Source organism: Erwinia sp. 1181_3 (genome assembly GCF_052824965.1).
The window spans coordinates 68,536-82,240 of record NZ_VTDE01000001.1 but is presented as its reverse complement, the minus strand read 5'-3'; the positions used below and the strand labels follow the sequence as shown (position 1 = coordinate 82,240).

General features: G+C 53.6%; 13 protein-coding genes. 5 read left to right on the top strand and 8 right to left on the bottom strand.

All coding sequences use genetic code 11. The features are described from left to right. Window positions 1-83: 83 nt before the first annotated feature. A complete protein-coding gene (ydgH, locus tag FY046_RS00375; protein WP_133841931.1) occupies window positions 84-1,034 on the bottom strand; it encodes a DUF1471 family protein YdgH in 951 nt (316 codons plus the stop codon). Between the two features lie 518 nt (window positions 1,035-1,552). Between ydgH and pntA the strand changes: the two genes are divergently transcribed. Both pntA and pntB read left to right on the top strand, forming a co-directional pair. Continuing rightward, a complete protein-coding gene (pntA, locus tag FY046_RS00370; RefSeq protein ID WP_167863807.1) occupies window positions 1,553-3,082 on the top strand; it encodes a Re/Si-specific NAD(P)(+) transhydrogenase subunit alpha in 1,530 nt (509 codons plus the stop codon). Between the two features lie 10 nt (window positions 3,083-3,092). Beyond that, window positions 3,093-4,481 (top strand): Re/Si-specific NAD(P)(+) transhydrogenase subunit beta, encoded by a 1,389-nt coding sequence (gene pntB, locus FY046_RS00365; RefSeq protein WP_133841933.1) that lies wholly within the window; start codon window positions 3,093-3,095, stop codon window positions 4,479-4,481. Between the two features lie 86 nt (window positions 4,482-4,567). Here the strand turns inward: pntB and FY046_RS00360 are convergent, their stop codons facing one another. Next, window positions 4,568-4,834, bottom strand: a complete 267-nt coding sequence (locus FY046_RS00360; protein WP_133841934.1) for a DUF2534 family protein — start codon at window positions 4,832-4,834, stop codon at window positions 4,568-4,570. 181 nt (window positions 4,835-5,015) lie between these two features. Further along, on the bottom strand, window positions 5,016-5,513 hold the full coding sequence (locus FY046_RS00355) for a DUF2946 domain-containing protein (protein WP_446185584.1): 498 nt from the start codon (window positions 5,511-5,513) through the stop codon (window positions 5,016-5,018). Window positions 5,514-5,792: 279 nt separating this feature from the next. On the opposite strand from FY046_RS00355, the gene FY046_RS00350 reads away from it, so the two are divergent. Beyond that, window positions 5,793-7,199 carry a PTS fructose transporter subunit IIC gene (locus FY046_RS00350; RefSeq protein ID WP_133841935.1) on the top strand — a complete coding sequence of 469 codons (1,407 nt, stop codon included), beginning with the start codon at window positions 5,793-5,795 and terminating at the stop codon, window positions 7,197-7,199. A 48-nt stretch (window positions 7,200-7,247) separates the two neighbouring features. Here the strand turns inward: FY046_RS00350 and uspE are convergent, their stop codons facing one another. Continuing rightward, window positions 7,248-8,198, bottom strand: a complete 951-nt coding sequence (uspE, locus tag FY046_RS00345) for a universal stress protein UspE (RefSeq protein WP_133841936.1) — start codon at window positions 8,196-8,198, stop codon at window positions 7,248-7,250. A 116-nt stretch (window positions 8,199-8,314) separates the two neighbouring features. Beyond that, a complete protein-coding gene (locus FY046_RS00340) occupies window positions 8,315-9,070 on the bottom strand; it encodes an FNR family transcription factor (protein ID WP_133841937.1) in 756 nt (251 codons plus the stop codon). A gap of 356 nt (window positions 9,071-9,426) precedes the next feature. Here FY046_RS00340 and smrA point away from each other — a divergent pair, with 356 nt between their 5' ends. Then, window positions 9,427-9,993: a DNA endonuclease SmrA gene (gene smrA / locus FY046_RS00335; protein ID WP_133841938.1), complete on the top strand. Its 567-nt coding sequence runs from the start codon at window positions 9,427-9,429 to the stop codon at window positions 9,991-9,993. Between the two features lie 4 nt (window positions 9,994-9,997). Here the strand turns inward: smrA and FY046_RS00330 are convergent, their stop codons facing one another. Then, a complete protein-coding gene (locus FY046_RS00330; protein ID WP_446185583.1) occupies window positions 9,998-10,921 on the bottom strand; it encodes a LysR substrate-binding domain-containing protein in 924 nt (307 codons plus the stop codon). Between the two features lie 346 nt (window positions 10,922-11,267). Here FY046_RS00330 and FY046_RS00325 point away from each other — a divergent pair, with 346 nt between their 5' ends. Continuing rightward, window positions 11,268-12,593, top strand: a complete 1,326-nt coding sequence (locus FY046_RS00325) for an MFS transporter (RefSeq protein ID WP_133841940.1) — start codon at window positions 11,268-11,270, stop codon at window positions 12,591-12,593. A 281-nt stretch (window positions 12,594-12,874) separates the two neighbouring features. Here FY046_RS00325 and FY046_RS00320 read toward each other — a convergent pair whose 3' ends face one another. Both FY046_RS00320 and FY046_RS00315 read right to left on the bottom strand, forming a co-directional pair. Further along, window positions 12,875-13,165, bottom strand: a complete 291-nt coding sequence (locus tag FY046_RS00320; RefSeq protein ID WP_446185582.1) for a hypothetical protein — start codon at window positions 13,163-13,165, stop codon at window positions 12,875-12,877. A gap of 89 nt (window positions 13,166-13,254) precedes the next feature. Then, entirely contained in the window at window positions 13,255-13,689 is a 435-nt protein-coding gene (locus FY046_RS00315; protein ID WP_159336720.1) for a DoxX family protein, read from the bottom strand. Between the last annotated feature and the right edge of the window lie 16 nt (window positions 13,690-13,705).

The following is a 13,705-nucleotide window of genomic DNA, read 5'->3' as shown; positions in this document are numbered from 1 at the left end:
GGATGCAATGACTTACTATGCAAAAAGAGACGGGAATTATTCATAACGACGGGGCAACCAGGCAGTTGCCCCGCAAAGAGACGTTACTTAAAGAGATCCGCAGAGACGGTCAGGTTACCGCCGCTCTGATTCGACCACTGACGGGTGACGTGATAATACTTGGCACCTTTAGCGATCGCACGGCGACCCACTTCTTCAGACACTTCAGTCGGGGTGCTGTAGTGGCCGGTGAAGGTCACGCTATCGTACGGCTGCATCTGCGCCGCAGTAATGGCATTCACTTCCTGTACACTTTTGCCATCCGGGCGAGTCACGGTGTAACGCTTACCGGTTGAGCTTTGGGTTTCATAGAAACGGCCCACTTTGTTGCTTGGGGTTTCATTGGATGCCACACCCGGTAGTTCAACCGTTTTCGCTGCCGCACCGCCCGCTGCCAGCGCGGCTTTACCTGCTTCGGAATCCGCCGGGATCAGGTTAGGAGACTGCACCTGACGCTTAGGCGCATCGGCTTTATAGATGTAAGCCGTGATAATCTGATTGCCACCGCTGTTGGTGTCGATCTGACGCACGATAAAGAAAGACTCTGCGCCTTTCTCTTTTGCTGCACGGGTAATGGCATCATTGACATCAGGCTGGCTGCGGAAAAAGCCGCTGGCGCTGACGGTGTCGTAAGGCTCAATAGTAAACGCTTCTGCTTTGGTCAGCTCACGTACGCCATTAATGATGCGATCTTTATTTTTCGGCGCAACAGGCGCATCGGCATGATAGAGATCGGCCGTCACATTCCAGTTGCCGCCGTTGCCGTTGGTATCGTTGATACCCTGAATATAGTAAGAGGCTGCACCAAGCGCATCAGCACGTTTTGATACGGCATCGCTGGCCTCGTAGATGGCATTAAAACGCCCGCTAATGGTGATCCGATCAAACGGTTTCAGCGCAGCGGCTTTCTCCGGCGTCAGTTCCTGCGCCGCATGGGCGGTCAATGCTGTGAGTGACAACAGGGCTGATGCCAGAATGGTATTCTTCAGCTTCATAAAAATTAATCCTTCGCCTTACGCAAAAAATGAGTACAAAAACGTGCTGGACTCTTGATGTGTAACAGATTAGCGGATGATTATTGCATGTAATAATGTTCGCTGTCTCAGCCATTTTGTGGGGATTTGATGTCAGTACAATTCCCGTTTTCAGAATAATGAAGAAAGCTGGCTGAATCGTGTCATTTTTCAAACATTAACCACTTAAGCTGGTAATTGTTAACACTTATATCGTTAACACATTGTTAATCAATGTTTTTTGATAACGTTTGTCGGTAAATGTTAAATTTTATCGTAGCAGATAATGCGTTCTTTACATCCTGATTCAGGCTCAATATATCGCTGGAGGGGGTCTGTACTGCTTTTTTATCGGTTAGTCATCACCAGACACTGACTGTGGGTGGATCGGAACACTTATTTTCAGTAGGTTATAACCAGTTTGAACCTGTTACGTTTCGGTCATAAGGGCCGGGACGATGAGAACAAACCATCGTACTCTCTGAAGAAAAGGGAAGATTATGCTTATTGGTATTACCAAAGAGCGGTTGCCCAACGAAGCCCGTGCTGCTGCGACACCAAAAACGGTTGAACAGTTATTAGCTCTGGGTTTTAGCGTCGCTGTAGAAAGCGGCGCGGGTAAACTCGCCAGTTTTGAAGACGCGGCCTTTGAAGCGGCTGGCGCAACCATTACCGATTCGGTGAATGTCTGGCAGTCCGATATCGTATTAAAAGTGAATGCGCCGACCGACGAAGAGATTGCTCTGACGCGTGCCGGAAGCACGCTGGTGAGCTTTATCTGGCCTGCGCAAAACCCGGAACTGCTGGCAAAACTGGCCGCGCGTAACGTCACCGTGATGTCTATGGATGCCGTGCCGCGTATCTCGCGTGCGCAGTCTCTTGATGCGCTCAGTTCGATGGCAAACATCGCCGGTTATCGTGCGATTGTTGAGGCTGCGCATGAATTTGGCCGATTCTTTACCGGGCAGATTACCGCCGCCGGTAAAGTGCCACCTGCGAAAGTGATGGTGATTGGTGCCGGAGTGGCCGGTCTGGCCGCTATCGGCGCAGGCCGCAGCCTGGGCGCTATCGTACGTGCCTTTGATACTCGCCCTGAAGTGAAAGAGCAGGTCCAGAGTATGGGCGCGGAGTTCCTCGAACTTGATTTTGAGGAAGAAGCGGGCAGCGGTGATGGTTATGCCAAAGTCATGTCGGAAGCCTTTATTAAGGCCGAAATGGCGCTGTTTGCGGCTCAGGCGGAAGAAGTGGACATCATTGTCACCACCGCGCTGATCCCGGGCAAACCGGCACCGACGCTGATCACCGCAGAAATGGTTGCCTCCATGAAACCGGGCAGCGTGATCGTCGATCTGGCTGCGCAAAACGGCGGTAACTGTGAGTTGACCGTGGCCGATACCATCACCACCAGCCCGAACGGGGTGAAAATCATCGGTTACACCGATCTGCCAAGTCGTCTGCCGACTCAGTCTTCTCAGCTTTATGGCACCAATCTGGTGAACCTGATGAAGCTGCTGTGCAAAGAGAAGAACGGTGAAATCACCATCGACTTTGACGATGTGGTGATCCGCGGTGTGACCGTGATCCGTGATGGCGAAATCACCTGGCCTGCACCGCCAATTCAGGTGTCTGCTGCGCCGAAAGCGGCCAAAGTGGAAACCCCGATCGAAAAACCGGTGGAAAAACCTGTCTCACCGCTGCGTAAATACGGGCTGCTGGTGCTGGCGATTGTGCTGTTTGGCTGGCTGGCCAATGTGGCTCCACCTGAGTTCCTTTCGCACTTCACCGTCTTTGCGCTCTCCTGCGTGGTGGGTTACTACGTGGTGTGGAACGTCAGTCATGCTCTGCATACGCCGCTGATGTCGGTGACCAATGCCATTTCAGGCATTATCGTCGTCGGTGCCGTGTTGCAGATTGGTCATGGCGGCTGGGTCAGCTTCCTGTCCTTCGTTGCGGTGCTGATTGCCAGCATCAATATCTTTGGTGGCTTTACCGTCACCCAGCGCATGCTGAAAATGTTCCGTAAAAACTGAGGGGAAGTCCATGTCTGGCGGATTAGTGACAGCAGCTTATATCATCGCTGCGATCCTGTTTATTTGCAGCCTTGCCGGGTTGTCTAAACATGAGACCTCGAAGCAGGGGAATATTTTTGGCGTAAGCGGAATGGCGCTGGCGCTGGTGGTAACCATCTTCGGTCCGGATACGGGCAACGTTGCCTGGATCCTGCTGGCGATGGTGATCGGTGGTGCTATCGGTATTCGTCTGGCGAAGAAAGTCGAAATGACCGAAATGCCAGAGCTGGTGGCCATGCTGCACAGCTTTGTGGGGCTGGCTGCCGTGTTGGTCGGTGTTAACAGCTACCTGGACCACGGCCCGGGCCTGCTTCCGGTGATGGAAAACATCCATCTGACCGAGATCTTCATCGGTATCTTTATCGGTGCGGTGACCTTTACCGGTTCTATCGTGGCCTTTGGTAAGCTGTGCGGCAAAATTTCTTCCCGCCCGCTGGCGTTGCCACATCGTCATAAGCTCAACCTGCTGGCACTGGTGGTTTCACTGGCGCTGTTGATTATGTTTGTGCGCAGTGACAGCACCGGAACCCAGGCCTTTGCGCTGGTGGTAATGACGCTGATCGCTCTGGCGTTCGGCTGGCATCTGGTGGCGTCTATCGGCGGTGCGGATATGCCTGTCGTGGTCTCCATGCTGAACTCCTACTCGGGTTGGGCGGCAGCGGCGGCGGGCTTTATGCTCAGCAACGACCTGCTGATCGTCACCGGAGCGCTGGTCGGTTCGAGCGGTGCCATCCTCTCTTACATTATGTGTAAGGCGATGAACCGTTCATTCTTTAGCGTGATTGCAGGCGGGTTTGGTACTGACAGCAGCTCAACCGGTGAAGGCGAAGAGATGGGCGAGTATCGCGAAATCGATGCCGCGGGCACCGCTGAACTGCTGAAAAACTCCACCACGGTGGTTATCACCCCAGGCTACGGCATGGCGGTGGCGCAGGCTCAGTATCCGGTGGCAGAAATCACCGCCAAACTGCGTGAGCGCGGCATCAAGGTGCGTTTCGGTATTCACCCGGTAGCGGGTCGTCTGCCTGGTCACATGAACGTCCTGCTGGCCGAAGCCAAAGTGCCGTATGACATCGTGCTGGAAATGGATGAGATCAACGATGATTTCAGCGATACGGATACCGTACTGGTTATCGGCGCCAATGACACCGTAAACCCGGCGGCGCAGGAAGACCCACGCAGCCCAATCGCGGGTATGCCCGTGCTGGAGGTGTGGAAAGCGCAGAATGTGGTGGTGTTTAAGCGTTCGATGAATACCGGCTATGCCGGTGTGCAGAACCCGCTGTTCTTCAAAGAGAACACCCAGATGCTGTTCGGTGATGCGAAAGCAACGGTAGAAGCGATTCTGAAAGCGCTGTAACAAACCGTGGGGCGTCAGAACCAGCGTGGCCCCCTACAACAAGAGCTGACCCTTGATACGGGTCAGCTCTTTTTTTTGCCGGTGATCTAGCCCCGGCTATCCGGGTTCTGCTCGCCGATAAACCAGTACCACAGCGGGATAGACAGCAGCACGGTAAACACCGAGCTGTATATCAGGATCATAAAGAACTCAGAAACATACAGCTCCACCGGCCAGGTAGAGAAGGGCATATTATATTCATCGATGGCACCACCGATGATCGCTTTGGTCATCACGATAGCGGCGCACACCCACAGGCAGGCCTGTGCGATAAAGAAATTCCGGCGTTTTTTGCCCGGAGGGAATAATGACATGATGTGTACTCCTTTACTGTTTTCTAAAATTTAACGTCAAGTGGCATCAACGTTACCCGCCCGACTGATGTGGACATTGTAGCGTTTCTTCCACGCGGGCCGAAAGCGCTGAAATTACATTCCTGCGAGTGTCGCATATTCATTTCAGGCGTAAGCAGTGACTAAAATAAAAATAACAACCTTAGAAAGAGAATGAAAAAACAGGCGGTGCGCGCGGTTGTACAATACCCGGGAAGAAGGCGGAGGGGAGCCAGGATTCATAGCGTGAGGGTGGCATCCGTAACGTCAGACGGTACAGCAGCCAAACTAGCGGGATAAAGACGATGAGCAGTACGGAGAAATGTGCCAGCAGCTGGCAATAACCGCAGGCAACGTCATCCATCATACCCATACCGGCAGGCATCGCATGATGCTGAGCGTAATCGGACGGGGGCGTTGTTGCCATCGACGGTGGCGCTGAGTGCAGGGTAGCCATCTCATCCATCGTCATGCCGCTCATGTCTCCATGATGCATCGACACCATCGATGAGTGATCTTCACGGGCAGAGGCATCCGGTGTTGATACACGCTGATGTTCCAGACTTTTAGAGACATCCGGTGCAATGAACAGCAGCAGGATCGCCATAATAGCGATAAATGCCGGTATTCGACGCTGCGACAGGCGATAAAAAGAAACCAACAGTCAACCTATAGCAGAGTGAAAAGATAGATGAAGTGTAGCGATTTTTATTCCCGATGTTAATGGGAAATTTAATTAATCATCTTCTTGCTGTTTTATTTTTTAATGAATCTCATTACAGGGTGAATACCCGCGATAAATAGCCTGTGCTGTTGAGTGACAGTACAGGGTTTGTCCCGCCAGTGGGACAGTGTTTGGTAGTGTTTTTCCCATCGGGCTCTGTTTAGATAAGACTCCGGCCGGAACCGACAGTTATTTTATTGTTACCGGAGAACACCCATGAATATTATCGCCATCACCGCCTGTCCCACCGGGGTGGCCCACACTTATCTGGCCGAAAGTAATTTGAAAAAAGCCGCCAGAAAGCTGGGCCTTTCCCTGCGAGTGGAGACTCAGGGTGCTATTGAGAGCAAGTACATCCTCAGCCCTGATGATATTTCTGCCGCAGATATTGTTCTGATCGCCGCCGATAAAAAAGTTGATATGGCGCGTTTTCAGAACAAGAACATCGTCGAAGTCCCGGTAGCCCGGGCAGCAAGAGACGCCGAAGGGCTGCTCAATGCCATCACCGCCGGGGAATTAGCCCCACACCGGCTGGAGATTGCCAGCGAAGAGGGTGATGTGGTGCCCGTTGTCAGTGGCAACAGCTGGTATTCCAGCATCTATGTCCACCTTATTACCGGGGTCAATCTGATGATCCCATTCGTGGTTGCCGGAGGGATACTGATTGCTCTCAGTTTCTCATTTGGGATCACCGCTGCCACGCCGGGTGATGCCAACTTCAGTCCGCTGGCGAAAATGCTGTCCGATATCGGCGGGGGATCGGCATTTGCCCTGATGCTGCCGATCCTGTCACTGGGAATCAGCCAGTCCATCAGCGGGAAAATGGGGATTGTCTCCGGTGCGGTGGGCGGCATGATGGCCATTCACACCGGGTCGGGCTTTCTGGGCGCACTGCTGGCGGGTTTTTTGGCGGGTTACGTCACGCTGATGATTGTCCGCTACATTCGTCTGCCAGAGGTGATTGCCGGGCTGAAGCCGATTTTGATTGTGCCGTTACTGAGCGTGCTGATTACCGGGGCGCTGATGGTGTGGCTGATTGGCGAGCCGATTAAATTACTGCTTGGCTGGTTGACGGACTTCCTCAATGCATTGGGGCACACCAACTCGGCCATTCTTGGCCTGCTGTTTGGCATGATGGTAGCCTTTGATATGGGCGGGCCATTGAATAAAACCGTGTGTATGTTTGCCATCGGCCTGATGTCCAGCGGCATTTACGGGCCGATTGCCGCTTGTATGGCTGCCGGAATGGTGCCGCCGCTGGGGATAGCGCTCGCCACAGTGCTGTTCCGGCGTAAATTCAGCCGCAGCGAACGTGAGACGGGCAAAGTGACGTGGGTGCTGGGGCTGTCGTTTATTACTGAAGGGGCTATTCCCTATGCGGTGTCCGATCCGCTACGGGTGATCCCGGCGATTGTGGCGGGCTCTGGGCTGGCCGGTGCGTTATCGATGGCGCTGGGTTGTGCATCGCGTGCACCTCATGGCGGTATTTTTGTGATGTTTATTCCGAATGTGATCGCTAATCTGGCCGCGTATCTGCTGGCTATTGCTGCAGGGTCACTGCTGACGGCGTTAATTCTGTGGTTCCTGAAAAAGGACGTGGTGGAAACGGCAACGTCATCATAGCGGAGGGAAGGGAGAGGGCGAGCCTGGGATCAGGCTCGCCCGTGGTCATTAATCGTCTTCGTCATCATCCAGTTCGACCGGAGAGGCGAAACCGTCAGGCTTGATCGCCAGCAGGTCACAGCGCAGGTGGTCAATAACCTGCTCGGCGGTATTCCCAAGGAACGCTGCCGATAGCCCGGTACGGCCGATAGTGCCGAGCACCACCACACCGGCATCAAGGTGTGCGGCCAGCTCTGGTATCACCTCTTCAGGCAGCCCTTTCTCCACATGGGTGAACTTCTCATCAATGGAGAATGACTGACGCAGCGCCTTCATCGCCACCAGATGCTGACCACGGATGGCATCGTTATAAACGCTCGGATCAAAGTCTGGCAGCTCAATGGCGATATTGATTGGTGTAACAGGGTAAGCGCCGACCAGATGCACTTCGGTATGGTTAACCCGTTCGGCCAGCTCCAGCGTTTCTCTGACCAGCTTGCTGTTTAACGGATCGTGATGTGGCTCTTCGCTGGCGAGGTTTACTGCGACTACCGCCTTGCCGCCTTCTGGCCAGGCCTGATCTTTCACCATCCAGACCGGGCACGGGCATTTGCGCAGCAGGTGCCAGTCGGTTGGGGTAAACACCACCGCCTGTAAGCGGTCATGCTGGTGGGCCATCTTAATCACCAGATCGTGTTTGCTGTTCAGCACTTCCTGGATAATCGCTTCGAACGGACGATTATGCCAAATCACCTTGATATCAATCTGCACGCCGGCCGCAAGATAGGCCTGCGCCTGTTCACGGATCCACTCAGTGCGTTGGCTGATCACCCCTTTACGCATGGTGACGCGTTCATCGGGTGAAAGCAGCGTGGTCATCTCATAGGAGAAGTCGTAAATGGGAAGAAAACAGGTAATCTTACCGCCAAGCCGCTGATTAAGGTAAACAGCGCGACGAAGTGCGGGCTGGTCGTCCTGTTGTGGATCGATCGCCACCAGAATGTTTTGATATTGAGCCATAACGGTTTCTCCTTACACTGAGCGTGTCAGCTTAAAGATAGCCCAATCGAGGCAAAGGAAGAAGGGGAAAAGTTGTTGCCGGATCAATAAAATAAGAAATATCGATCCGGCGCGGGTCAGGCGATGGCACGGCTCTGGCCTGCCAGTTCTGACAGAATTTCATGATTTTCGATGGTGATGTATTTTCCTTTCACCGCCAGCATGCCGCTTTTCTGGAAGCGACCGAGCAGACGGCTGATGGTTTCTACCGTCAATCCAAGATAGTTACCAATATCACCACGGGTCATGGTCAGACGGAATTCACGCTGTGAGAAACCACGCTGGCCGAAGCGGCGCGACAGACCGTAAATAAAGGCGGCCAGACGTTCTTCCGCATTTTTCTTCGACAGCAGCAGGATCATTTCCTGGTCGCCCTTAATTTCGCCGCTCATCAGGCGCATCATCTGCTGACGCAGGCTGGGCATTTTACCGGAAAGATCGTCGAGGGTTTCGAAAGGAATTTCGCACACCATGGCGGTTTCTAACGCCTGAGCGAAGCTGGGATGCTGGTTACCGCTGATGGCATCAAAGCCGACCAGATCACCCGCCAGATGGAAGCCGGTAATCTGCTCATCACCCTGTTCGGTGATGGTGTAGCTTTTAATGGTCCCGGAGCGAATCGCGTACAGGGAACGCAGTTCGTCACCCGCTTTAAACAGCGTTTGTCCTTTCTGAATCGGTTTTTTACGCTCGATGATGTTATCAAGCTGGTCCAGCTCATGCTCGTTAAGCGTGAAGGGAATACAAAGCTGACTGATGCTGCAATCCTGGCAGTGAATGGCGCAACCACCCGATTGTATGCGTCTAGTGATAATTCGCTTTTCCGGAATCATAATGTACGCTCGATGATAATTGACTGACATCAATTTACCATTTTTCCCGCACACAAGGGAACTCATCTGAGCAGTTTTAGGCACAATAAATATGTGGACGTTATTAATAATCGTCATCTCTGTAAAAGTTGTGTGAAAAACAATCTGTAATCAGATGATTCGCAGGCTAACCTCCGCCAAATAGGCTTGATATCCGATTTTTTTAGTTAAGCTCACCACAGAATCCACCTCCATGATCCGTATCAATAAGCGGACAAACACAACCCGGATGAAGCCTGTCCGTTTTTTGCTAAACTCACAGCTGTAGAAAAATGCAGAAAACGCGCGCAGGGCGCGTATTGATCGGGGATAACGTGATGAGCAACAACGCTGATGAGCTGGAGCTGTTTAAACAGGCGATGGGAGACGTTAAGCCACTGAAAGCCTGTTCCAGCACCTTATGGTTACCTTCTTCACAAAATAAAGTGCGCCAGGTGCTCGATCCACAGCTGGATAATCCGCTGACCACTGGCCTGCTGGATATCGTCCCGTTGACCACGCCGCTGGAATACAAAGCGGAAGGAATTCAACAGGGCGTGCTGGACAAACTCTTTCAGGGAAAATACCCGCCGCAGGCCACGCTGAATCTCATTCGTTACACCGTCGAACAGTGCCGTCAGGCCCTGTATCTGTTTATGTTGCAGTGCGTACAGGATGGTCTGCGCAATGTGTTGATCGTGCATGGAAAAGGGCGTGATGATGCCTCACATGCCAATATCGTGCGCAGCTATCTGATGCGCTGGCTGCCGCAGTTTGAGGATGTACAGGCATTTTGCTGCGCCCGGTCACAGGATGGCGGCACGGGGGCCTGCTACGTTGGGTTGCGTAAGAATGAACAGGCACGGCTGGAAAACCGTGAACGTCATGCCAAACGCAGTCGATGATATGTCAGCCTGAATGGGATTTTCGGATCGTGGCCAGCAGGATCTCGGCACTCAGTGTCAGAGGCGCACCAGAGCGGGTCATGATGCCGACCGCTTCGCCGGGGCCATATGAGGCAATCGGCAGCGCAGCCAGCGCATTATGCAGCAAGTCTTCTTTAATCGCGCCCGATGGCACAAACCACACATAGTTGTAACGCAACGCCAGTTGGCGGGCCAGCGACGTTGAGGATGTCTCCACCAGGGTGCCTGGCAACGTGCAACCTTGTTCTTTCAGCATGGCTTCGGCAATGCGACGCGGGGCGGTGCCCTCCGGTGAAATGACCACGGGCCAGGAGAGCGCTTTAGAAAGCGTGACATTGTCACTTAATAGTGGATGATCTGGCCGTACCACCAGGCGCAAGGACTCCAGAAAAAGCAGTTCGTAGGTCAACCCGGCCATCAAATCGGGATCGGCCATGCGCCCAATCCCAACGTCAAATTCTCCGGCTTTAAGCGCAGCGATCAGTACATTGTTGTGCAGCGTTGCCACTTGCACAATTGCCTGTGGCTGTTGCTGGTGAAAGCGATCGAGAATTGACGGCAACATTCCCAGCGCCACAGTGGTCAGCACGCCAAGGCGCATCACTTCAGGGGATTTTTCGTGCGGTAATGTAAACGACTGCCCGGCATGATTAAGTGCATCAAGAACACGTACCGCGTGCGTGAGAAACTGTTCTCCCATTGTGGTTAGCTGTGCACCCAAACGCCCGCGTTCAAACAGCCGCACACCCGCCAAATCCTCCAGCTCGTTCAGTGTCTTCGAAAGAGCGGGCTGGCTGAGTGACAACGTTTCGGCGGCACGTCCCAGCGTCCCTTGCTGTGCAACGGCGACGAAGGTATGTAAATGGCGCAGACGAATACGCTGATTAAACTGATATTTTTTGTCCATTACGCAGAATAATAACGGCCCGGATAAACTGGCAAGTTTTCTCTGAGTATTTTGTTAACCTTATTGCAAAATTTAATTAACATTTACCGCTTTTCCGACGTTATCCATTACTTCTGGTATGACTACAGAGCGAAAGGGTATTGCAGAGATTATTAATCCTTTGAAAAAGTGAGCGAATACCTGAATACCGTATTGAGATCATTTCTGTCACATTTCAGGATAAAACGGACATATTTTCCCAGGAGAATTCCATAACAATCCGTTATGATAGCCGGCACTTTTTCTGTAAACCTCTGCAACGTTGTCATCCGGGCGGGGTTAACACTGGCCTGTTATGGAGCGCGAAGTGGACAGTACCGCAGCGATCGATATCCGTACGTTGATTAATCAGGGGTCGTTGAGTCGTTATCAAAAACGCATCATCGCCCTGAGTTTTGCCGTGGTGGCAATGGATGGTATGGATATTGCCCTGATGGGTTTCATTGCCCCGGCGTTGAAAAGCGCATGGGGAGTGACGAACCATCAGTTAGGTGCCGTCATCAGTGCCGCGCTGATCGGGCTGGCGCTAGGCGCGATGTTTGCCGGGCCGCTGGCCGATCGCTTTGGCCGCCGGGTGATCATCATTTGCAGCGTGTTCTTCTTTGGCTTATGGACGCTGGCCACTGCCTTCTCGCAAAACCTTGACCAGATCATGTTGTTCCGCTTTCTGACGGGGCTTGGGCTGGGCGCTGCCATGCCCAATGTCGGCACGCTGGTAGCGGAATACTCTCCTGAACGAAAACGTGCCTTTCTCATCACCGTGGTGTTCTGCGGCTTTACCTTTGGTGCCGCCAGCGGTGGGTTCGCCGCCTCATGGTTAATCCCGAACTTAGGCTGGCATGCGGTGCTGGTGATGGGCGGTATTCTGCCGCTGCTGATGGTGCCCTTGCTGCTGCGCTGGCTGCCGGAATCCGTGCGTTTTATGATCACCCGTAACGCCCCGGCGGCGCAGATCCGGCAAATCGTTGAGAAGATGCATCCCGGCAGTATAGGAGAAGCGTGCATCTTCACGCGCAGCGAAGCCGCCACCAGTGAAGGTGCGGTAAAAGTGGTGCTGTCGCGCCGTTACTTCTTCGGCAGCATGATGCTATGGGGCAGTTATTTTATGGGGCTGTTTCTGGTCTATCTGATTGGTTCCTGGCTGCCGTCGCTGGTGAAGGATGTCGGTATGACGGTGACGCAGGCGGCGCTGGTTACGGCGATGTATCAGGCGGGTGGCACCGTAGGGTCGTTGTTTGCGGGCTGGATGATGGATCGTTTTAACGCCAATCTGGCGTTGGCGGCGATCTATTTCACTGGCTCAATTGCCACGGTGTGCATTGGCTATGCGCCAGCGGATGTATGGGTACTGGGGTCAGTGGCCTTTTGCAGCGGTTTTTGTCTGAACGGGGCGAATACTGGCATGAATGCACTGTCAGCCAGTTACTATCCTACCCATGCCCGTGCCACGGGTTCCAGTTGGATGCACGGCGTGGGGCGTATCGGGGCCATCCTGAGTGCGTTCGCGGGTGCACAAATGCTCTCGCTCGGCTGGAATATCACGGATGTTTTCTCTTTCCTGGCGATTCCGGCCGTGCTGACGACTCTGATGCTGGTGGCGAAATACCGTTATGGTTATCAGCGTGAGGCGTGATGTATGCGGTCGACCCGAAAGGCCAGGGTCTTAAGGTCAAGGTCATAAGGTCAACGTCTTAAGGTCAAGGGCGTTTCGCTTTCCCACTGCGCGGGCGAAGCGACAAGGAGCGGCCAGTCGCCGCCGCCCCTTGACCCCGGGCTTGCGGCAGGCGCCGCGCCCGTTTCACGGATGCCTTCGTCAGTTCCGTTCACCGACGGACCACTCGTGACGGCACTTCCCTGTGCCGGCCCGAGCTTTCACCGCCGTCCAGGCGGTTCATCCTGGTTCACATCACTTCCTCAGCGCAGCTTAATTGCCGCCTCAACATCAAAACCAAAATCTAAAAGATTAAATAAAACCAAAAAGGCTTTTTGTGTCTGGTCTATTTGATTGGTTTTTCTTTTTATTTTGACCCGGCCGTTGACCTTTTGAGCAGCAATTAAGCCTCGCCGAGGGAGAGCGGATTTCCAGGAGAGCCGACAGGACGTCACGCCCGGTCCGGCGGGAAAACCGACCGACTGAGGGAACCCACGAAGTGGGCGATGCGCCTGCCGCAAGCCCGGGTCCCCAGGGTGGTGGCGATTGTCCACCCTGGGTCGCTCAGCCCGCGTAGCGGGAAAGCGAAATGCCCTTGACCTTAAAACATGAAAATTAACTGATCACCAACCCGCCAGGCATACTATTGCAACTGACTATTACTGATCACAGTAAAACGGCCCGCGCCCAGAAACATCACGGCCAGCGCGCCGAAGAAATAGAGCGCTTCCCCTTCCAGTGCCCAGGCCCCCACGCCAGTGCGGTCCCACACTGCGCCTGTTTTCACCAGCAGGGTGGCCACCGCCAGATTCACGACGATCACAAACGCCGCCGGGCGCGTCATCAGGCCAATGATGATCATCAACGGTGCCACCACTTCCCCAAGATAAGCACCATAAGCCACAAAGCCGGGGATGCCATGCGCATGCAGCAGTCTGGCTATCCAGCCAACGCCATGCTGAACTTTAAACACGCCATGAAACAGCAGCAGTGCACCAAGCGAAACGCGTAAAACCAGCTTGCCCAAATCCGGATGATCGCTGAGGCGGGAAAATCCATTATTAATCGCGGTAAACATAACGTAATCCTTGAAG